Annotated in this window: 21 protein-coding genes; 13 read left to right on the top strand and 8 right to left on the bottom strand. The window is 30.3% G+C overall.

The window, feature by feature from the left end; translation table 11 throughout:
• The first annotated feature begins 4 nt into the window (after positions 1-4).
• The 10 genes from FVE74_RS09765 to FVE74_RS09720 all read left to right on the top strand — a co-directional run bounded on the left by FVE74_RS09765 (position 5) and on the right by FVE74_RS09720 (position 11,911).
• Positions 5-2,338 (top strand): BamA/OMP85 family outer membrane protein, encoded by a 2,334-nt coding sequence (locus FVE74_RS09765; protein WP_147004345.1) that lies wholly within the window; start codon positions 5-7, stop codon positions 2,336-2,338.
• A gap of 202 nt (positions 2,339-2,540) precedes the next feature.
• Complete coding sequence (gene lpxD / locus FVE74_RS09760) at positions 2,541-3,551, top strand: UDP-3-O-(3-hydroxymyristoyl)glucosamine N-acyltransferase (RefSeq protein WP_147004344.1); 1,011 nt, start codon at positions 2,541-2,543, stop codon at positions 3,549-3,551.
• 130 nt (positions 3,552-3,681) lie between these two features.
• Positions 3,682-4,326: a DUF4878 domain-containing protein gene (locus FVE74_RS09755; RefSeq protein ID WP_147004343.1), complete on the top strand. Its 645-nt coding sequence runs from the start codon at positions 3,682-3,684 to the stop codon at positions 4,324-4,326.
• A 404-nt stretch (positions 4,327-4,730) separates the two neighbouring features.
• Positions 4,731-5,327 (top strand): outer membrane beta-barrel protein, encoded by a 597-nt coding sequence (locus FVE74_RS09750; protein WP_147004342.1) that lies wholly within the window; start codon positions 4,731-4,733, stop codon positions 5,325-5,327.
• A gap of 276 nt (positions 5,328-5,603) precedes the next feature.
• Positions 5,604-6,716 carry an ABC transporter substrate-binding protein gene (locus FVE74_RS09745; RefSeq protein WP_147004341.1) on the top strand — a complete coding sequence of 371 codons (1,113 nt, stop codon included), beginning with the start codon at positions 5,604-5,606 and terminating at the stop codon, positions 6,714-6,716.
• Between the two features lie 95 nt (positions 6,717-6,811).
• Complete coding sequence (locus FVE74_RS09740; RefSeq protein WP_147004340.1) at positions 6,812-7,930, top strand: ABC transporter substrate-binding protein; 1,119 nt, start codon at positions 6,812-6,814, stop codon at positions 7,928-7,930.
• 366 nt (positions 7,931-8,296) lie between these two features.
• The gene (locus FVE74_RS09735; protein WP_147004339.1) at positions 8,297-9,193 is read left to right on the top strand and encodes a branched-chain amino acid ABC transporter permease; all 897 of its coding nucleotides are present in this window, start codon (positions 8,297-8,299) and stop codon (positions 9,191-9,193) included.
• Positions 9,194-9,215: 22 nt separating this feature from the next.
• Positions 9,216-10,337, top strand: coding sequence for a branched-chain amino acid ABC transporter permease (locus FVE74_RS09730; RefSeq protein WP_147004338.1), 1,122 nt, complete (start codon positions 9,216-9,218; stop codon positions 10,335-10,337).
• 53 nt (positions 10,338-10,390) lie between these two features.
• Positions 10,391-11,149 carry an ABC transporter ATP-binding protein gene (locus tag FVE74_RS09725; protein ID WP_147004337.1) on the top strand — a complete coding sequence of 253 codons (759 nt, stop codon included), beginning with the start codon at positions 10,391-10,393 and terminating at the stop codon, positions 11,147-11,149.
• 54 nt (positions 11,150-11,203) lie between these two features.
• Complete coding sequence (locus tag FVE74_RS09720; RefSeq protein WP_332094864.1) at positions 11,204-11,911, top strand: ABC transporter ATP-binding protein; 708 nt, start codon at positions 11,204-11,206, stop codon at positions 11,909-11,911.
• 210 nt (positions 11,912-12,121) lie between these two features.
• Here FVE74_RS09720 and FVE74_RS09715 read toward each other — a convergent pair whose 3' ends face one another.
• The 8 genes from FVE74_RS09715 to FVE74_RS09680 form a co-directional block, all read right to left on the bottom strand.
• On the bottom strand, positions 12,122-13,594 hold the full coding sequence (locus FVE74_RS09715) for a hypothetical protein (protein ID WP_147004335.1): 1,473 nt from the start codon (positions 13,592-13,594) through the stop codon (positions 12,122-12,124).
• A gap of 44 nt (positions 13,595-13,638) precedes the next feature.
• Entirely contained in the window at positions 13,639-14,799 is a 1,161-nt protein-coding gene (locus FVE74_RS09710) for a YARHG domain-containing protein (RefSeq protein WP_172617469.1), read from the bottom strand.
• A gap of 96 nt (positions 14,800-14,895) precedes the next feature.
• Positions 14,896-15,354: a hypothetical protein gene (locus tag FVE74_RS09705; RefSeq protein ID WP_068155913.1), complete on the bottom strand. Its 459-nt coding sequence runs from the start codon at positions 15,352-15,354 to the stop codon at positions 14,896-14,898.
• Between the two features lie 47 nt (positions 15,355-15,401).
• Positions 15,402-16,109: a hypothetical protein gene (locus FVE74_RS09700; protein ID WP_147004333.1), complete on the bottom strand. Its 708-nt coding sequence runs from the start codon at positions 16,107-16,109 to the stop codon at positions 15,402-15,404.
• A 30-nt stretch (positions 16,110-16,139) separates the two neighbouring features.
• On the bottom strand, positions 16,140-16,610 hold the full coding sequence (locus tag FVE74_RS09695) for a hypothetical protein (RefSeq protein ID WP_147004332.1): 471 nt from the start codon (positions 16,608-16,610) through the stop codon (positions 16,140-16,142).
• A gap of 126 nt (positions 16,611-16,736) precedes the next feature.
• Positions 16,737-17,213, bottom strand: coding sequence for a B-box zinc finger protein (locus tag FVE74_RS09690; protein ID WP_147004331.1), 477 nt, complete (start codon positions 17,211-17,213; stop codon positions 16,737-16,739).
• Positions 17,214-17,292: 79 nt separating this feature from the next.
• Positions 17,293-17,910, bottom strand: coding sequence for a J domain-containing protein (locus FVE74_RS09685; protein ID WP_147004330.1), 618 nt, complete (start codon positions 17,908-17,910; stop codon positions 17,293-17,295).
• A 183-nt stretch (positions 17,911-18,093) separates the two neighbouring features.
• Entirely contained in the window at positions 18,094-18,738 is a 645-nt protein-coding gene (locus FVE74_RS09680; protein WP_147004329.1) for a hypothetical protein, read from the bottom strand.
• Between the two features lie 217 nt (positions 18,739-18,955).
• Between FVE74_RS09680 and FVE74_RS09675 the strand changes: the two genes are divergently transcribed.
• From FVE74_RS09675 to FVE74_RS09665, 3 genes are all read left to right on the top strand, one after another.
• Positions 18,956-19,774, top strand: coding sequence for a Cof-type HAD-IIB family hydrolase (locus FVE74_RS09675; protein ID WP_147004328.1), 819 nt, complete (start codon positions 18,956-18,958; stop codon positions 19,772-19,774).
• Between the two features lie 133 nt (positions 19,775-19,907).
• Positions 19,908-20,732: an undecaprenyl-diphosphate phosphatase gene (locus tag FVE74_RS09670; protein ID WP_018499309.1), complete on the top strand. Its 825-nt coding sequence runs from the start codon at positions 19,908-19,910 to the stop codon at positions 20,730-20,732.
• Entirely contained in the window at positions 20,733-22,271 is a 1,539-nt protein-coding gene (locus FVE74_RS09665; protein ID WP_147004327.1) for a coproporphyrinogen III oxidase, read from the top strand.
• Positions 22,272-22,373: the final 102 nt, after the last annotated feature.

Genomic DNA, 22,373 nt, shown 5'->3' with positions numbered 1-22,373 from the left:
AAAAATGTCAAAACGAAAGGTAAAAAATAAAATTTATGCTTTGATTATTGTGGTAACGTTGTTTGTGTCTGTAAATAACTTATCGCAAGCTGAAGAAAAAAGCACAGTAGCTGGAATGATGCTGGCGGATAATGCAGGTAGAATATCTACTAAGCAGGAACTGGACGACGAAGGGCTTTCAGATATTAAGAGCAGATATTCTGCTGAAGAAGTGGAAATAGGTAATGAACCTGGAAGCAAAAGAGTTAAAAGAAACAGAAAAAATGCAGCACGTCAAGCAGCAAAAGGAAAAGGTAAAACAAATAATGTATTTGAAGCTGATAGAGAAACAAGAGATGATTTAAAAGTTGGTTCAATTGAATTTTCAAACTTAAAGGAATTATCTCCAGACTACCTGTTATCAAAAATAACTGTAAAATCAGGAGATAAATATACAAATAAAGATCTTAGTGATATTTATCTTGAATTAAAGAGAACAGGATATGTGGCAGATGCGAATGTTTATCCGAAAATTCGAGGAAATACTGTAAATATTACGGTTGAAGTTTCAGAAGTTGAAAATGCCGCAGCGCTTATGCAAAGAAAACAAATACAGGAAGAAATGAAAAAGGAAACAGACTTTACTATATCAAGTGTTGATATTGAAGGGTTGCAAGCTCGTAGTAAAGATAAGGAAAAATATTTAAAGAGTTTGCCAATTAAGCCGGGAGATATTTTCATACCGCAAAAGGCAGTTGATGGAGGGCAAAAAATATTTGACACCGGGTATTTCTCATCAGTTGAACCAAAAACTGACAGAAAAGCTGATAATACTATTTCAATAGTTTATGAAGTAAAGGAAAATCCAGTTGTTCAAAACATAACTTTTGAAGGAAATACACTTTACAAGGATGCAGAGCTGGAAAAAGCCTTAGGTATAAAAAGAGGCGAAATCTTAAACGGTAACTTGTTAAATCCTGATGAAAATGGAATATTAAAATTATATAACAAAAATGGATATACTGTCGCAAGGATTGAATCAATAAATGTTTCAAATGAAGGGAATATAAAAATAGGATTATCGGAAGGAGTTGTAGATTCTGTAGAATTTGAAAAAGCTTCTACTAGAAAAGACAATGAAAGACAATCTGAAAGACGGTCTGTTTTAAGAACAAAACCTTATATATTTGAAAGAGTTCAAAAAATAAAACCTGGACAAATTTTCCAAACTAAAAATATAAAGGAAACAGTGGAAGAACTTTATAGAACAGGAATGTTCACTTCAATAGAGCCAGTTCTTGAAGGAAAAGAAGATGATCCAAATGCAAGAGTTGTAAAATTGCTTGTGGAAGAACGTCCAACTACAACAATCAATGGAAGTATTTCTTACGGAACTTCAGTTGGTTTAGTAGGAGAACTTAAATTATCAGATTCAAACTTCTTGGGAAGAGGACAAGATGCCGCAATTACTTTATCAGCATCAAATAAAGGAGATAAAACATTTGATATTAGCTGGTTTGATCCTTGGTTAAGAGGAACTGAACGTGTTCAATTGGGAGGAACAGCCTACTGGAATGTGTCAGTTGATGATAATGCTGATCCAGATGAAGTGGAAAAAGTTAAGAAGATTGGAACTCGTTGGACAATTGGTAAAGGGCTTAACAGTGACCTTTATGTAAGAATGGCAGCAAGATATGACCATTATGAAGAATTGTTCTCAAATAAAAAAGTAAATGATAAGTATAACTTATTTGCAATAGGACCATCATTAATTTATGATACAAGAAATAATCAATATAGTCCTACAAAAGGAATCTATACTACACTTTCTTACGAAAGAGGAGAACTTCTAAGAGATCCTAGAAGTTATGACCAGTTTGAAGCAGATTTAAGAGCTTACCATAAAACATTCTTTGGTGATAAAAACGTAATGGCATATAGAGTAGCTTGGGGATCAACAGGAAGTGGAACTCCAGAAGCTTTAAGATTTAGTATTGGTGGAGCAGAATCAGTTCGTGGATATGATTATGGAGCATTTGATGGATATGACAAATTCCATGCAACTATTGAAAATAGAACTAAAATTAATGATACATTACAGTTAGTGGCATTCTTTGATATTGGTAACGCTTGGCAGAATGAGTCAAGAGATCCGATTACTGGTAAAAAAATCTATAAGCCAAACAGAAAGGCGGCACATGACTTTAAAGATCTTAAAAAAGGTTATGGAGTTGGGGTAAGATTGAATACGCCAATTGGACCGTTAAGATTTGATTATGGTTGGCCTATGGATCCTGAGAAAAAAGGTGAGAAAAAAGATAAGGGTAAATTCTACTTTAGTTTCGGGCAATCATTCTAATTTTTTCAGACAAGTAAAAATAGACCTGTTCGATAACTATGCAAACTTCGGGTTTAATAAATAAAATATCCTGAAGCAAGGAGTCTTACCCTTGTGTGAGAAAAAAATTTAAAAATAATTATGTGGGATGATTGATTTCATCCCTATAATTTTATAAAAATTTTATAAATTTTTGTAAATGGCTATATAGGAGGTATTCAAAATGTATAATATAAAAGAAGTTGCGGAATTAATTAGTGGAAAAATAGTTGGAAATGAAAATTTGATTTTTAAAAGATTAGCTCCATTTTTTTATGCGACAGAAGATGAGTTGACTTTTGCAGCGGATGAAAAAATGTTGAAAAGTATTGATAAGTGTACTGCCGGTGCAATAATTGTTCCACCGTTGGAAAATTTACCGAAAGATAGAACGTATATTGTAGTTGAAAAAAATCCGAGAGAGTTGATGCCAATTTTGCTTAACTTTTTTAAACCGAAAGTAAAACCTTTTGAAAAACCGATAGAAGATTCAGCAATAATTGATGAAACAGCGAGTGTCTCAAAAATTAATACATACATTGGACATAATGTAAAAATTGGGAAAAATGTTGTAATTTATCCAAATGTTTCGATTTTTGAAGGTACAGAAATTGGAGATGGGACAATTATTTATTCGAATGTTACAATTAGAGAATTTTCTAAGATTGGGAAAAAATGTATTTTTCAGCCAGGTGCAGTTATTGGGTCTGATGGATTTGGATACATAAAAGTGAAAGGCGATAATGTGAAAATCGAGCAAATTGGACATGTTATCTTGGAAGATGAAGTGGAAATTGGAGCGAATACTTGTGTTGATAGAGGAGCGATTGGAGATACAATTATAAAAAAAGGTACGAAAATTGATAATTTGGTTCATATCGCTCATAATGATGTGATAGGTTCTAATTGCTTTATTATTGCACAAGTGGGAATTTCTGGAAGTGTGGAAGTTGGAGATAATACGACTCTTGCAGGACAAGTTGGAGTGGCTGGACACTTGAAAATTGGAAATAATGTAGTAATTGCTGCAAAATCAGGTGTTACAAATGATGTTCCTGATGGAAAACAAATGTCAGGATTTCCTTTGAGAGACCACATGGATGATTTGAGAGTGAAAATGTCGATGGGAAAAGTGCCTGAACTTGTAAAAAGAGTTAAAAAATTAGAAAAAAAATTGGAAAATCAGGAAAAATAAAAAATAATAATGAATTTCTGTCACTATTCACTAAAATTTCAAAACTCCCTTGACTTATTAATTCAAATGATGTAGAATAAATAATAAAGAACAAAGTAATATTATAAATAGAGAGAGAAGGGAGTTATAGATGAAAAAATTACTGTTAGGGATGCTTATGCTTTTATGTTTAGTTAGTTGCGGATCAGGGCCTAATGACACAGTTTCAAAATTTATTAATAACATAAAGGCTGGTAAGCCAAAAGAGGCGGCCAAATATGCTATTGATGATGGTTTTGAAGGAAATTTGGAAATAACTTATACTAATAAGACCCAAGAATTGCTTTTTAAAACATTATTGAAAAATCTTGAATATAAAATAATCGGAACAGAAAAACAGGATAATGATACTACTATCGTAACTGTAGAAGTAACAAATTTAGATGTACAAAAGGTATTTTTACAAGTTTTTCAAAAAATGTCACAAGAAGTTTTTACAAACAAAGATTCTAAACCGCTTTCAGTTGAAGAAAGATTTAAACAGGAACTTGAAGCAAAAGATAAGCCAAAAACAAAAAATACAACTAAATTTGTAGTTAAGAAGACTCCGCAAGGGGAAAAAGTAGTTGTTACAGCTGAAAATATTGATGTATTGCTTGGTAAACTTAACACAACATTATTAAATCTGGGAAATCTTGGAAAAACTGAAAATGAAACAGCAGTAGAATTACCAGAAACAGGACCTTCAACAGGAGTATCACAAAAGCCTGAAGAACTTAGAAATCAAAACAAATAATTAAAAAGCAATCTTTCTTTTACTATTTAAAAGTTAGGTTGTTTTTTTATTTTTCAAAGATAAAAATAAATATATATAAACTTGTTTATAAGAACTGTAATGTATAATAAGTTATCATTTAAGGTTAGAAGATTTATAAAATGATGCATACTGTAGTTTTAAAAAAGTTTCGTCATAAACTTAAAAAGTTTTTTGTCTTTTATAAATAGAAAGTAAAATAAAAAAAGATTGATGAAATGATAAAAATATAGTATAATGTTATCACAGGTTAATAATTATCTGTGAGATCTGCTGAAATGTATAAAATAATTTACATTCACAGGAAATTCCTATTTTTTATAAGTAGGAGCAATTTAGAGGAGATTTTTAGGAAAAAATTTTTTAGAAAAGAAAGGTGATTAATTATGAAAAAAACATTAATTGGTTTATTTCTAGTTTTAGGAGCAGCTTCATTTGCAGATGCAGGAAAAGTAGAAGTTAAAGGTGGAATAGATTTTGGTGGAAAATACCATTATGAAAAAGATTGGAGAACTCAAAAAACTAAAAACAGTTCAGGAGAAATTGGAGTTGAATACAGAAACGAAGTAGTTCCTGGATTAGAAGTTGGAGGAGGTACAGCTTTCCAATTCCACAAAGACTTAAAAGATAAAGTAAAAGGACAAAATGAAAAAAACTATAACTCTGTTCCAGTGTATGCAACAGCTAAATATACTTTTGACACACAAACAGTTGTAAAACCTTATGTTAAAGGTGATTTAGGATATTCATTCAACAGTGGAAACCATGACTATGGTGTTTTAGGAAAATTCAAAGCTAAAAATGGATTATACTACGGAGTAGGTGGAGGAATCAACTTCAACAACGTAAACGTAGAACTTATGTATAAAGAAAACCAAGGTGAATACAAATACGAAGGACCTGTAAGAGTTAATTCTAAATATGATGCTAATTACAGAAGAGTATCTCTTGGTGTAGGTTATAATTTCAACTTAGGAAATTAATAAGAGCTTAGTATTTTAATAATAATAAAAAATAATTTTTTGCTACTACGAAATGTAGTAGCTTTTTTTGTATAAATTTTTAAAAATAATTTCAATTCTTTATTTTTTTGTGATATAATAATAAACATGAATAAGTGTATAAATAATTTTTGCTATTTTCCATTTGGATAGCGGGTTTGTTATAAATTTCTTTTAAAGAATTAAAATTTTTTCTAGAAAACAAATAAAATATATTTAGATGGAGTTTAGCATTAAAATAGAAAGGAAGATGACAATATGAAAAAAGTATTTTTAATGATGCTATTAGCCACGGTGTTTATTGTTGGATGCGGTAAAAAGGCTAATGATGGCAATGTCATAAAAATTGGAGTTATTGCACCGCTTACTGGGAATTATGCACAATATGGAGTAGCGGTAAAAGAAGGTGTGGAACTGAAGGTTGATGCTATTAATAATGCAGGTGGAATCAATGGTAAAAAAATTGAACTTATAACTGCAGATAGTAAGGGAGATGTTCAGGAAGCAGTAAATGCCTTTAAAAAGATGGTTTCACAAGATAAAGTTAATGTTGTGATTGGAGAAGTTGTATCGGCTACTTCACAAGCTATTTCAGGACTTGCGCAACAGGCAAAAGTACCTTTAATTTCAGCAACAGCTACAAGCCTTGATGTTACAAAGGGAAAAGATTTTGTATTTAGAACAACATTTACAGATCCTTATCAAGGGACTGCCACTGCGAAATATGCAAAATCTAAAGGTATAAAATCAATTGCAATATTGACAAACTCTTCAAATGACTATTCTGTAGGAATTGCAAATGCATTTAAGGCACAAGCTGCAAAAGATGGAATAACTATTACTGAAGAAAAATATACAAATGATGATAAAGACTTTAAAGCAATTTTGACAAAAGTAAAAGGACAAAATCCACAAGCTATTTTTATACCTGATTATTACAATACAATTGGGCTTATTATCTCACAAGCTAAAGATTTGGGAATTAATGCACAGTATCTTGGTGGAGATGGATGGGATGGAATCCAGACTAACTTTGGAAAGGTTGCAGAAGGAGCAATTTTTGCAAGTCAATTTGCACCAGATGACAAGGCTGAAAATGTTCAGAAATTTATGAAGGCTTACAAGGCTAAATATAACAAAGAGCCAATAATGTTTGCGGCACTTGGTTATGATACTGTAGAAATTGTAGAAACTGCTTTAAAATCTACAAAGGATTTATCAGGAACATCTATAAGGGAAGCTATGAATAATGTAAGCGGTATTGACCTGGTAACTGGTAAATTAAAATTTGACGCTGATAGAAATCCTGAAAAGGCGGTTACATTTATCCAAGTAAAAGGTGGAAAACTTACATTAAAGGAAAAATTCTAAAAGTAAAAGAATTTAAGGAAATAAGAAACTGGAAACAAAAATTTTAAGTAAATTATTTTTAAATATAAAAATAAATTTTATAAAGGAGAACAATTATGAAAAAGATATTATGTTTAATTTCATTATTGGCATTGTTTGTACTTAGCTGCGGAGCTAAAACTGCAAAAGATAAAAATGTTATAAAAGTTGGTGTTATTGGAGCTTTGACTGGAAATGTAGCGCAATATGGAACAAGTACAATTAATGGATTTAAGTTAAGAGTAAAGGAAATAAATGCCGCTGGTGGAATTAACGGTAAAAAAATCGAACTTGTTGTGGCAGATAGTAAGGGAGATGCACAGGAAGCAATCAATGCATTTAAAAAAATGGTTTCACAAGATAAAATTGATATTTTTATGGGAGAAGTTACATCTGGACCATCTCTTGCAATTGCACCGCTTGCACAACAAGCAAAAATTCCTATGATTACAGCAACTGGAACTGCATTTGATATTACAAAAGATAAAGATTTTATATTTAGAACAACATTTACAGATCCTTATCAAGGTGTTATCGTTGCAAAATATGCAAAAGCAAAAGGTTATAAAAATATTACAGTATTGACTAATACAGGTAGTGATTATTCTGTTGGACTTGCAAATGCATTTAAGGAACAAGCTAAAAAAGAAGGAATCCAAGTTAAAGAAGAACAATATACTGCTGATGACAAAGACTTTAGAGCATTGCTTACAAAAGTAAAAGGATATAATCCTGAAGTAATTTTTGTACCTGATTATTATAATACAATTGGATTAATTTTGACACAATCAAAAGAACTTGGAATAAACGCTCAATTTATGGGTGGAGATGGATGGGATGGAATCCAAACTAACTTTGGAAAAGTTGCTAATGGAGCAATTTTTGCAAGTCAATTTGCACCAGATGATCCTGACCAACATGTTCAAAAATTCATTGCTGAATATAAAAAGGAATATAAAGCTGATCCAATTATTTTTGCGGCTTTAGGATACGATACTGGAACAATTTTAGAAACTGCATTGAAAAATGTAAAAGATCTTTCTTCAAAAGATGAAATTAAAGATGCAATTAAGAACTTTACTGGAACAAATCTTGTTACAGGTTCATTAAAATATGATTCAGAAAGAAACCCTGAAAAGAAAGTTACATTTATTGAAGTAAAAGATGGAAAACTTACATTAAAAGAAAAATTCTAAAATAATAGAATTATTCATAAATTAGAGAAATTTAAAATTTAACAAAACAGATATTTTGAAGCAAGGGGTTAAAAACCCCTTGTTGAAATAAAAAAATTCAGATTGTCGAATACATCTAAATATGGAAAGTAATAATTATTATAAAGTTCGGTTGTTGGGGATTTTTTCTTTCTTCTAGCAATCGAGAACTTTTTTTATCAAGATTTTTTATTTAATAATTTAGAATTTAATAAAATGAATATACGTAAGCAGCTTTAAGATTATATGGAAATTTGAGTAAAATTGAATATAGTTTTTAGGTTGCCTAAGTATTAAAATATAAAATAAAAATAAACTGTATAAGTGGAAAGTATAGGAGTTTTAAATATGTTAAAGAGTTTTATTGAACAAACTATTAACGGACTGCAAACTGGAAGTATTTATGCCCTGATTGCTTTGGGATATACAATGGTTTACGGAATCGTTAAACTTATAAATTTTGCACACGGTGATATACTTATGGTAGGAGCTTATGTTACGCTTATCGCTGTGTCAAATGGGATGCCATTAATACTGGCTATTTTTTTGTCAATCATTTTTTGTGCGATCTTAGGAGTTGTAATCGACTTTTTTGCATATCGTCCGATTAGGAATGCGCCTAAGATTTCAGCGTTGATTACAGCGATTGGAATGAGTTTCTTGCTGGAAAGTCTGGCACTTATAATATTTGGAGCAAATCCGAGAGTTATTGATCCAAAATATATACCGGCATTTTTATCAAATGATAATAAAATGAAGCTAGGATTTTTGGAAATTAGTACGCTTACAATATTTGTAATTGTAATCACAATAATATGCATGGTAGCTTTAAATTTATTTATTAAAAAGACAAAATTGGGAAAAGCTACAAGAGCGGTTTCACAAGATACAGGAGCGGCACAGCTTATGGGGATTAATGTAAATAGAACTATTGCCATAACATTTGCTATTGGTTCTGGACTTGGTGCATTGGGTGGAGCATTATATGCGATTGTTTATCCGCAAATTGAGCCATATATGGGAATGCTGCCAGGACTGAAGGCATTTATTGCGGCTGTATTTGGAGGAATTGGAAGTATTCCTGGAGCTATGGTTGGAGGATATGTTTTAGGACTGCTTGAAGCATATGTAAAAGGATCATCGCTTACAACTTGGGCAAATCCGATTGTATTTGGGGTGCTTATATTAATATTGATTTTTAGACCAAATGGATTGTTTGGAAAAAATATGAAGGAAAAAGTATAATTGGAAGGGAGGAAAATGGAAAATGGAAAAAAATAATAAAGAAGAAAAAATAAAAAATATAGCTAGTTTAGAAAAAAAACAAGATGAACAGCCTAAAAAAAGTAAAGAAGCAAAAAATTACAAATGGAAAGACTTGAATTATTTTAACAAGTTAAACGTGAAAAATTATGTTGCTACATTTCTTTTGATAGTTGTATTTTATTTTGTTCTAAGTTTTACTTTTAATCCAAATGACCCTTTCAGCTATACAAAGGGAATTTATATAAATATCCTAATTTACGTGTTATTTTCAGTAAGTTTAAACATAACAGTCGGACTTATGGGACAGCTTAACTTGGGACAAGCTGGATTTATCGCAATAGGTGGATATTCAGCGGCATTTATTTCTAAAATATTGGCAAGCTATAATTTACCGCCATTTTTACAATTAATTTTAGTATCACTGTTTGGTGGATTAGTTGCAGCTGTATTTGGATTTTTAGTTGGTGGAAGTACACTTAGACTAAGGGGAGATTATCTTGCAATTATCACGCTTGCATTTGGAGAAATTGTAAAATATATTATTCAAAATTTGGACTTTTTAGGTGGAGCGACTGGACTTAACAATATTCCACCACTTTTGAGTTTTTCAAATACATATTTCATTGTAGTTATTTCAATTGTTATAATTGCGATGGCTATGACTTCTCGAAAGGGGAAAGAAATTCTGTCAATTAGGGAAGATGAAATTGCGGCTGAAAATATTGGAATTGGATTAAATCGTGTAAAACTTTATGGATTTGCATTTTCAGCATTTTTTGCTGGAGTTGGAGGGTCACTGTTTGCACATAATGTGGGAATTTTGACACCTGATAAATTTGGATTTTTATTCTCTATAGAAATTCTTGTTATGGTTGTGCTTGGAGGACTTGGAAGTATTACGGGAGCGATTGTTGCTGCGGTAATTTTGACATTATTAAATGAAAAATTAAGAGATGTTTCACAATTTAGATACTTAGTTTATGCAATTATATTGATTTCATTGATGATTTTCCGTCCAAAGGGAATTTTTGGAACAAAAGAATTTACATTTGCAGGAACAAAAAGAAGAATTAAGCGGATTAGAGATCATAAAAATAGCAAAAATGAAAGTGATGAAAATTAAAATTAAGTATTTTTAATAAAATAAAAAAAAGAAGTAAAATAGGAGATATAAATATGTCATTATTAAAAACGACAGATTTGGGAATATCTTTTGGAGGGCTAAGAGCAGTTGATGATGTAAATGTTGAAATAAAAGAAGGCGAGCTAGTTGGGCTGATTGGACCGAATGGAGCTGGAAAAACAACAATATTTAACTTGCTTACAGGTGTTTATAAACCTACAGACGGGGATATTTCTATAAATCAGATTAGTATAAATAAGAAAACTACTCCACAAATAGTTGCTTTAGGAGTTGCCAGAACATTTCAAAATATTAGGCTGTTTAAGGAACTAAGCGTATTAGACAATGTAAAGCTGGCATTTAACAATAGTATGAATTATAATACTTTTGAAGCGATTTTTAGACTTCCTAGATTTTGGAAGGAAGAAAAGGAAGTGACAGATAAGGCGCTTGATTTGCTGGATATTTTTGACATGGCTGAAATGGCGAATATTACTGCTGGAAACTTGTCTTATGGACAGCAAAGAAAACTGGAAATAGCAAGAGCTTTGGCTACAAATCCTAAATTGCTGCTGCTAGATGAGCCGGCGGCTGGAATGAATCCGAATGAAACGAAGGAATTAATGAATACAATTAGCTTTATAAGAAATAAGTTTAAAATTGCAATTTTGTTAATTGAACATGATATGGATCTGGTAATGGGAATTTGTGAAAGATTATATGTGCTAAACTTTGGAAGAATCATTGCTTCAGGGCTTCCGGATGAAATTCAGAATAATAAGGAAGTTATCACAGCTTATTTAGGAGAATAAAATGAATTTGAGCTGCAAAATTAATAAAATTAGCAAAAAGGAGGAAATGTGAATATTTTAAATGTAAATGACTTAAATGTCTACTATGGCGGAATTCATGCTATAAAAAACATTTCATTTCAAATAAAAAAAGGTGAAATCGTTTCCCTAATTGGTGCAAATGGAGCTGGAAAAACATCCACACTTCACGCTATTTCAGGGCTTGTACCAATAAAATCAGGAGAAATTTCCTTGAGCGGAGAAAATATAACCAATGCTGATGCCTATAAGCTTGTCAGCCGTGGAATGGCACATGTTCCAGAAGGCCGTAGAATCTTTACAGAGCTGACTGTGCTGGAAAACTTGGAAATGGGAGCATACACAAGAAATGATGTGGAACAAATAAAAAAAGACATGGAACACATGTTCTCGCTATTCCCAAGACTTGCTGAACGTAAAAAGCAATTGGCAGGAACAATGAGTGGAGGAGAACAGCAAATGCTGGCAATGGCAAGAGCTTTGATGTCAAATCCTTCATTATTATTACTGGATGAGCCGTCAATGGGGCTAGCGCCACTATTAGTGCAGGAAATCTTCAACATCATTGAAAAAATCAACAAGGAGGAAAATGTAACTGTATTGTTGGTAGAACAAAATGCCAATATGGCGCTTTCAATCGCAGATAGAGGATATGTTCTGGAAACTGGGAAAATCATTTTGGAAGGAACAGGGAAGGAACTGCTTACAAATCCTGAAATTAAGAAGGCCTATTTGGGAGGATAAAAAAGAATATTTGTTTTTAAGAACTGTCTTGAAAAGTTTACGGGCTTTTTGAGATGGTTTTTATTTTGAAGAATTTTTTTGGAAAGTATGAATTTTGAAAAATAAAAAACTGGGAGAAATCCCAGTTTAACACTATTTCTATTTAAGTAGCGAAATAATTACTAATTTCATTGCAAGGAGTCAAGACTCCTAACAGGATGTTTTTCTGTACTAATTCAATAAAGTATATCCTTGTGAACTCATCGCAGCTTGAACTTCTCCAGCGTTATTATATTTTTCTGAAGAAAAAGAGTTAGACTTTATTTCTTCATAAGAAGTAATATTGTTATTTTTATCTAAAACTATGTTCCCAATTTCAACTGGTTCAAAAGATTCAGTATTGCCAAGAAATCCAGCAAATGTGTTTTGAATGAAATATTTAACTGATAAATTTCCATTTTCATCCTGTTTGTAATAAATTCCTGCTAAATTAGGATTATCGGAAGAATTCTCATCTTTTTGCAATTCAATTTTTCTTTGTGCAAGTTTTGTAATATAATTTTTCAAATCTTTTACTTGATTAGCATTTTTAGCATATTCAAGAAGTCCATTGACTTTTATTTTAAATTTACTGTTTTGAGGACGAATCTTTAATTTTTTTGCTACATCTTTATTATAAGAAACTTCAACATCAATCGTATCTCCATTTTGTATTCCTTCAGTTTTGGAAAAATTAAATGTAATTCCCCCTTCTTTTGCAAACTCTTCCTCTTTTTTAGGTTTTTCTGTATTGCTATTTGCAGTTTCTAGCGGAAATTCAGGATTTTGATAATTTGTTATTTTCCCGCTTCCAGAAGCTCCATCGATTCTAACTGTATAATATTTATTAAAGTCAAAATTTTGCAAAAATATGAAATTTGCGCAAATGTAGTATAATGCAATAATTCCAACTATAGCTATTCCAATAGCTGTATATTTTTTCTTTTTTTCAGGATCTATTGCATTTATTTTTTTAGCTCCGTTATTCCATTCTGATTTTATATCTTCAATTTCTATATTTTTTCCTCTAAAAATAACAAAATAATTAGTTATTACCGAACCTAATGAAGTTATGAAAGTCAATGCTAAAGAAAATTTTATTAAACCAAAATTTGGTGCTGAGCCTGTAGCTGCTCCAAACATACCTGATAAAGAAGTTAATGCTTTTATAAGTCCATGCACTGCATACATTTCTAAAAGTCCAAATATTATAAATCCACCAATAAAATAACAATTTAGATTTTTTAATTTTTCTATTTTATTTTCTTTTTTTGCCTTTAGATAAATCAAAGCAGCAGCCACAATTACAGCAATTACTATTAAATTTAAAATCCCTTGCATTGTTTTAGCTGTTGAAAAGAAATCCATCCCTTTTCCCAGTAAATTTGCACCACTACTAAACAAATTATCTAAAGATCCTGAACTAGCTTCTGAAGCAGCTTTTTTTGCACTAAGGTACAAACTTAAACCTTTTATTCCAGTATAAAGAAGTATAACTGAAGCGGCTGCAGTCAGCCAGAATAATATTTTCAAAAAAAGTTTATTATTTTCATTATCTTTTTGTAGAATATTATCTAAGAATCCTGATTGTGAAATATTTCCAGAATTATTATTTGCATTTGAATTTTGATTATTTGTTTTATTTTCTGTATTATTATTATCCATTTTTCCTCCTATTTTTAACATAAACAAAATAATTTTAAAATAAATTATTTTTCATATTTTCGTATTATCTCAACAAATTTTTGTTCTTCTTTGTTTAAAAGGTTATCTGTGTTGTATCTTCCTTGATACCAGCTTTTTTTAGAAAAATAGTTAGCATATTCAAGATTTTTTGTAAATATGTATCCTTTTTTAGCAAATAATGTATTTCTTATGTATCCCAATTTTTGTTTTGAAAAAGTTTTTAAAATATTTTCATTATTTTTATGCATAACTTCATCATAAACTCTGTCCAATGTCGCCAAATCCTCATCCTGACCAGACTGTGCTGGTGGATTGGCTGGATTAGTTGTATTTGCTGAATTTGTTGCATTTGGAGCAGGAGCGGCAGGCTGTCCTGATTGTCCTGGAACTGGAGTTGTAGCAGCAGGAGTGGCACTTTCTCCAGTAGCTGACATTATTCTTCTAAATAAAGTCATTCCATTTTCAAGCACCATATTAATTTCACTTAATTTTCTAACTCCAGACAATATTTCGCTTTTTTGTTTTTTAGAATCAAGTTTATATCGTGTTTCAGAAACTTCTCCAGTTGAGTTGTCAAAGCTATAGTAAATTTTATAAACTCCGCCATTTTCTCCAACTACTCCGCTTACATATTTTTGATAATCTTCTTCTTTTACTTCCAAATCCTTCAAAGTTTTTCCATCTTTTTTAATTTCTCCATCCAAAGTTACAAAATCCATTGAATACGAGTCTTTATCATATTTTGTAGCAACCTTTACAATTTTTCGGTTATCGATAGAAGCAGGATCATCAGAATAATCTACGACAGTTGTTACATTATTTTCAGTTTGAGTAAGCTGCATAAGTTTTCCTTCCTCATAAACTTGCACTTTCTTCGTTCCAGTCAATTTATAATTTATTTCAGTTTCCCCTTGCAATTTTCCATTACTTACAAAGAAATATCCGCTTTTTTGTGGAAGATCAAATGTAATTTTTCCTGTAAAAATTGCTCCTTTATAATAGATAAAATCGTTGTCAACCCTAAAATCAGTTGAATTTAATGCAACCGTAGCTCCTTGTGGATTTTGCGGCTTTGTATAAGTAGCTGATTGATATCTAGTATCTTTTGCATTATTATCCTTATTTTGGTTTGAACAAGATGCTATAAATGCCAAAATAAGAATTACTATTGATAGTTTTTTCATATTTAAATATTTCCTTTCTTTAGCAGTTTGTGGACTGCTCATATTTATAATTTTTATTTGACAATCCCAAATTTTCTTTTCAAAATTCTATCAAAATTATTTAATTTCATCAGTAAATGGCAATTTTTTGTAGTCTGCCGCTTCAAAACCAAAATAGTTTTTTACAGTTTTCTCAAAAAATCCGACATTTTCAAAGCCAAGCTCAGATGATTTTGAGTAACCTGTTCCACGCATTTCTACAGTATAGTTTTTTTCAAAATTTAATTTTGTACCTGCATTAAAGTATGTTTTATGATTAGCTTTTAACTTTTTATTGAAAAATTTATATGGCGCTACATTATCACTTCTTCCCCAAGTGTATCCAAGAGCTACATCATTGTATTCTTTTCCGTTAATATTACAAACTTTATAAAATCTAAAAAATTCTCCCGCTCCAGAACCGTGGTCTCCACCAATAGATGTAATTCCTGTGCAATAGCTTCCTTTTTTTGTTACAATTGTTTGTCCGAATGCAAAACTTCCTAATAATAATCCGACTAATAATAATTTTTTCATTATTTTCACTTCCTTTTTTGTTTATTAAATTTTTTTATCTAAATTTTTTACCAAAATTTTCCATTTTTTTGTCGATTTTTCCGTCTTTGTGATATATTCTCCGCTTCTTCTCTTAATTTTTCTTTTGTTTCATAATCTCCTGTTTCATATTGGTTAAGAGTAATATCATCCTGTTCCTTATAAAAGTAATCCCTTGTATTTTGTACTGTATCAGCAACTTTACTTACACCGAATAAAAGTTTATAAAGAATATAAAAAAACAAGAAGCCAAGACCGTATGTCATAAGAAATCCATACCATATTAATTTTAAAATTAGCATTACATATTTTTTAGGCGTCATAGATTCTTCCAAGCCTATATTTTTAGGCGATTTTAAAAAGCTGTTATTTGCTACAATAAAAAATGTAAGATGGATAATCATTGTTATAATAAATCCTACTAAATATCGAAAAGTTTCAGAAGATGTACTAAATCCAAAACTTTTACGAAAAATATCAACAGCTTCTATAAGCACAACTGAAAAGAGAGCAAATAGAAATCCCCAAAAAAGCCCTATAAGTCCATATCCTACGATATTAACAATCCATACTTTTCCTTTTGTAACACCTTCAATAGGTTTAGATCTCTTTATAACAAGAAACACAATAAGTATATATAAGGCGATAATCCCTAGTACTGTTAATTTTATTGCAGTTGAAGAGCTATTAAATAATTTTATTGCTCTAGATATATATTTTTCTTCTCCTATTAACATATTTTCCTCCCTTGAAAAAATTTGTGAATTTTAAATTTCTTGTTTTGGCTTTAAAATCTTAAATTTTTTTAAATCACAATCTCCTGCTGCTTTTTCAAAAAAAATTGTAGTATTATTTTCATATAGTCTAAATTCTGCTATCGGATAAACATATAAATCATAATTTGTCTGGTTGCTGCAAAACCAAAATGTTCCTTTTTCAGGATCAGTAAAAAATATTCCCACTTCTCCTTTTTCTGACCAGCTAAAATTATTTTCTTTTGGTATTGGCAATTTATCCATTCTTCGTTTCAGCTCTCTTTTTATCAATGAGCCTTCTAAATCAAAACCTTTAAAAAGATAAAGAATAATGGCAGACCAGATTATAAGACCAACTATTACATCATTTGTTTCTTTTCCTAAAAAAATAATAAAAAATAATGCTCTTATGATAAAAATTGCAATAAAGACATATTTTACCAAATAGCAGAGTTTTATGTAATTATATTCTTTAGATTTCATATCAATCTCCTTCATTGTTAGTTTAATAATTTTTTTTTAATAGAATATCAAAAGTTAAAATTTTTATAAAATACACAATAATATAAAATATTTTATAAATTTTAAATTTTTTTGATTATTTGCTATTTAACGACATGTTATTTTTTCAAGCAAAGCTTTATTTTCTTGAACTGTTTTTGATGTACTTAAATAATTAAAAATCGAAATTATTGCATAAATTGGTCCAAATATAAGAGCTACTCCTAATTTTATTAATAATAATCTTCCAAATCCTTCAAAAGTGACTGGGATATATGGATTTCGTGCATTTTTTGCAGCAAACAAGCCTATTGGAGCACTTCCAATCCATATAGCCAGAAGTAAAGCTCCTTCAAGATTTTTTCCTACATTCATAAAAAATATCACAGCTGCTATGATTCCACTTACAATGTATATCATTCTTAATTTTGATAAATATTTTTCCTGATAATCAATTAAACCGCTAAAACAGTCAGGGCAATACATTTCTCCACCTATATTTACTGTACAGTCACTACAAATTGCCTTGCTGCAGTTTTTACATACAGCATGGGCATCTCTGTCATGATGATAAAAACATTTCATAATATTTCCTCCTAGTAATATATTTTTTTTATATTATCATGTATTTTATAAAAAATTTCAACTTTTAAGATTTTTATTTTTAATTTTGAAATTTTTTAGATAAATAATATTCTAAATTAGCATCTAAATATTCTTTAGCCGCATTAACTTTTTGCATATCGGCAGTTGTATCTTTTCCAGGATTTTTGTCTGGGTGAAGTTCTTTTGCCTTTGTTCTATGTGCTTTTTTAATGTTTTGAAGAGAAAGTTGTGAATTTGCTTCCAGTCCAAGTATTTTTAGATTTTCTTCAAATTTTTCAATTATATCTTCTGTAGAATGATAAGCTCCATATCCTTGATTTTGCTGTTCTTGTCTTGCACGTTCAAATTTTTCATATTCTTTTTGACACCATTCATTAAACCAATTTTCATACTCCTGATATATTTTTTTATCTTCTTTCTCTTCATCAAAAAATTTTCCAAACATTTCTGGCAGTTTAAAACTTAACGTATCTATGGAAAATGCAGCTCCCAGCAAAATGGCTACTATAACCAGAAAATTCCAAAAGAAGCTCCAGTTATGAATAAAAAAACTTACAAGAGCTGTTAATGCAAGAGGAATTAAAAGAAGAAATCCTAGAATTCCGCTAGTTACTGTTACAAAAATTAAGACTGAATTTATCGTAAACTGAATAATTCTGACTATTTGTTTATTCATAATTTCCTACCTTTCTCAAAAATTATAATATTTAAATATTACAAAGCAATTTTATAATTTATAAAAATAAATTTTTTTATAACATATGACTTTTTTTATCTTTCTTGATAAAATAATTTTAAGCAAGAAAACTGAGATTTCTCCCAGTTTCCATCACTTTAAAATAACAAAAGATTTAAATACCTATTTAATATTAACTTTTTGCCCATTAATAAAAATTTCAGTTCCAGGATTTTGTGAATCGAAATAAGGATATTTAGAATCATAGAAAGGAGATTGAGTTTTAGCAACTTTTCCATTTTTCATAGCTAGTGTTTGTACTGTTAATTGATTATCCCAAATATACATTGCTAAATTATGATCAAAATAAATGTCTCTTTGAATTTCTTTTTCCTTTCCTGATTTATCTCTTTCAAAGCATCCTAAAACATTAGAACCCTGAGTCCAATATACTGGAAATTTAACATATCCATAAAAAGTTTCACGTCCAATTTCATATAAGAATCCTCCTGGTTTTATTCTACATTCTACATAATTTACTTTTTCTGATATTCCTTGTAAATTTCTATAAGTGTATATAGAATTTCTTTCTGCACCATATATATCATCTTCATTTTTATAATCATTTTTATCAAAAGGATTTACAATTTTATTTTCCCAATCATCTTTTACTAAATATCCCCTAGTTCCTCCAGTTTTTCCAGAACTATTTGATGAAGATGCAGTATCTGTTCCAATTACAGCGTTCTTTAATTTTTTCCAGAAATCTGCTTTGGCTGGAATTGTGAATGTTAAGCATAGCATTGATACTAAGAATAATTTTTTCATGGCTTTCTCCTTTAATTTTTTAAATTGTTTTGCTTATATTATATATCAGAAGCCTTATTTTTTTTTTTTTTGCTTAGAAAATAATTTTAAAAATATGGATATTAATAAAGGGTTATTAAGTTGGACTTTTTTCTATATTTCCTGTATAATATTTATGATAAATATGATTTGAAAAAATTAATAAAGTAATTATAAATAAAGAAAGTGGGAGGATTTTATGGATTATAAATTAATTGCAACTGATATGGATGGAACGTTGCTGGATGAAGAACATGGGATAACAAGGGAGAATGTTGAGGCGATTGTGAAAGTTCAAAGGGAAAAGGGTGTTAAATTTGTGCTTGCAAGCGGTAGACCTAGTTATGCGATGCTTGAGTATGCGAAGGAACTTCAGATGGATGAGTATGAAGGTTACGTGCTGGCATTTAACGGTGGCGAATTAATTGATATGAAGACAAATGAAGTGATTTTTCACGAAGGGCTGGAAAAAAAGGATATTGAAAATGTTTATAAGGTTTCAAAGGAAATAAATGTTCCGATGATTTTGTATGTTGGAGATACGATTTATGGGACAGAGGCAACAGAAGGAGTAATGTACGAAGCAGATCAATGTAAAATGAAATTCCAAAAATTTGATTCGCTTGAAGAATTAGAAAAAAAAGGAATTGATAAAACTACAAAATGCATGATTATTGGAACGCCTGAAGAAGTATTAATAGCCGAAGAGCATATGAATAAAGTTCATGGAAATGACTACTTTATTGCCATTTCAAAGCCAATATTTTTAGAAATTGCCAATAAAAATGTGGATAAAGGGAAGACATTGAAAAAATTGGGAGAAATCGAAAATATAAAGCCTGAGGAAATGATAGCGGTTGGAGATAGTGCAAATGATAAGCCATTATTGAAACTTGTGGGAATGCCTGTGGCTGTGGAAAATGCTATTCCTGAAATTAAAAGTATTTCTAAATTTATTTCAACTTCAAATATGGAACATGGATTAAAAACAGTAATTGAGAAATTTTTTGAAATATAATACTATTTCCATTAGAATAAGAGATTTGTCATAAATTCTGTTCACCAAGGAGTCTTAATTCTTGCCAGAAATAGATAAAACTTTTTCAAATTCAAATGGGATTTAGTATAAATAAAGAGGAAAGGAAATTATTATGTTCATAGACATTATTAAAGTATTTATTTTAAGTCTTGTGGAAGGGCTTACAGAGTTTATACCTGTCAGCAGCACAGGACATATGATCATTGTGGATCAATTTTTGCAATTATCGAAAAATGAGGAATTTGCAAATGCGTTTAAGATAATTATACAGCTAGGGGCAATTTTGTCGGTAGTTGTGTATTACTGGAAAAGAATTTTTCCGTTTGCAAAAGGACTTAGTCAAAGTCAGCGGATGGATATTGTTCAAATGTGGATAAAAATAGTGATTGCAGTGCTTCCAGCAGTTGTTTTAGGACTTTTGTTCGATGATGTTATTGATAAAGTGCTGTTTAATTCAGTAGTTGTGGCAATAACGCTGATTATTTACGGAGTTATACTTATTTGGCTGGAATCTGGCGAAAAAAAGGAAGGTAAAATTACTTCAATTACTCAAATGCCTATAAAAACTGCAATTGGAGTGGGGCTATTTCAATGCCTTGCGATGATTCCAGGTACTTCAAGATCCGCTGCCACTATTATTGGAGGAGTTTTGCTTGGATTAAATAGGATTTTAGCGACAGAATTTTCATTTTTCCTTGCAATTCCGACAATGCTTGGAGCGACACTTTTGAAGCTGGTGAAGCTGGGAACAGCATTAAGCGGATATGAATGGTTTTTAATTGCATTAGGTTTTGTGCTTTCATTTATATTTGCCTATGCCGTTATTAAAGTCTTTATGAGCTACATTAAAAAGCATGATTTCAAGGTATTTGGATATTATCGGATCATTCTTGGAATAATTGTGCTGGCACTTTATTTTGTAGGAGTTATAAAATAGATGATAAGAGCAAATATTGAGATTAATCAGAATAAACTTGAGGAATTTGTGCGTGTACTTCTGCCTGAAAATTATGGTGTTATTTCTGAAAACAGTGAAAATAATGTGGAAATTAATGTAAATTTTGAAAAGGGTAAAAATGTGGAAAACTTTTCAGAAGATTGTGGAAAACTAGAAAATAATGAAAATAAAAATACTGAATTAATTACTGTAAATACAGCATTGATTGACAAAAATAGTGGAAAAATCTTAAAAAAAGTGACCTTTTCACATAAGAAGATAAATGATGAATATTTTGATCAGGCGGAAGTTATGGCAAAGGCCTCATTAATGGAATTGTTTGATAAAAAAAATAAATATAAATGGGGAATTTTAATAGGTGTACGTCCTACAAAGATTGTGGGACGGTTTTTAAAAATGGGATTGTCTTATGAAGAAATTGATGAAATATTGGGAAAAATATATTTTGTAAGCGATGAAAAGCGGAAACTTCTGCTAGACATTGTGAAACGTCAAGCACCATATTTAGATAAGGAAACAATAGGAATTTATATTGGAATTGCCTTTTGTCCTACAAAATGTTCATACTGCTCATTTCCAGCCTACCTGCTACGTGGAAAATATTCCGAAAGATATGATGAATATATAGGGTCAATTTATCATGAAATCCGTGAAATTGGGCAATTAACACAGGAACTGGATTTAAAAATTAACACAATTTACATTGGCGGAGGAACGCCTTCGATTTTAACGGCAGAAGAAATTGATAAATTACTAAAAACAGTAAAGGAAAATTACAATTTAGATTATTTAAAGGAATTTACATTTGAAGCTGGAAGAATTGACACGATGGATGAGGGAAAATTATCAGTTATTAAAAGTTATGGAGTAAATAAAATCAGCATAAATCCCCAGTCTTTTAATGAAAAGACACTAAAACTCGTAAATCGCTACCATAACAGGGAACAGTTTGACAACGTTTACAAAATTGCTAAAAATCTTGGATTGGAAATAAATATGGATTTGATTTTGGGACTGCCACGTGAAAATACAGAAGATATTCTGTATACGATGGATGAAATTTCAAAGTATGACATGGAAAATCTGACAATTCATAATTTGGCAATAAAAAATGCAAGCCGTCTTAATAAGGAGAATTATGCTCATAAAGATGTGCTGGATTATGGGAAAATTTATGAAAAAATTGGAAATGTTACTAAAAATAAAGGGCTTTTTCCATATTATATGTATCGCCAGAAAAACAGCTTTCAATGGGGAGAAAATCTTGGATATTCATTAAATGGATGTGAATCGATTTACAATATTGAAATGATTGAGGAAAATAAGACAATTATTGGAATTGGGGCTGGGGCGATTACGAAACTTATCTGGTTTGATGAAGAGAAAAAGCGGGATAATATAAAAAGGCTTGTAAATCCTAAAGATCCGTTAGTTTGGATAAATGAGCTGCCAGAAAGGCTGGAACGGAAAAAGTTTGAAATTAAAAGAGTGTTTAAAAAAGATTTTTTTGAATTATAACAGTAAACTTATGTTTTTGGAACTGTAAATCAGATGTGATAAGCGGCAAAATAGAAAATATATGAAAAAAACTATATTAATTATGTAAAATATATGATAAAA

Origin of the sequence: Leptotrichia wadei, assembly GCF_007990445.1 — a bacterium.
Lineage (GTDB): Bacteria > Fusobacteriota > Fusobacteriia > Fusobacteriales > Leptotrichiaceae > Leptotrichia > Leptotrichia wadei_A.
Note: the sequence above shows the minus strand (reverse complement) of the source record. Positions and strands in the feature narration are given on the sequence as shown.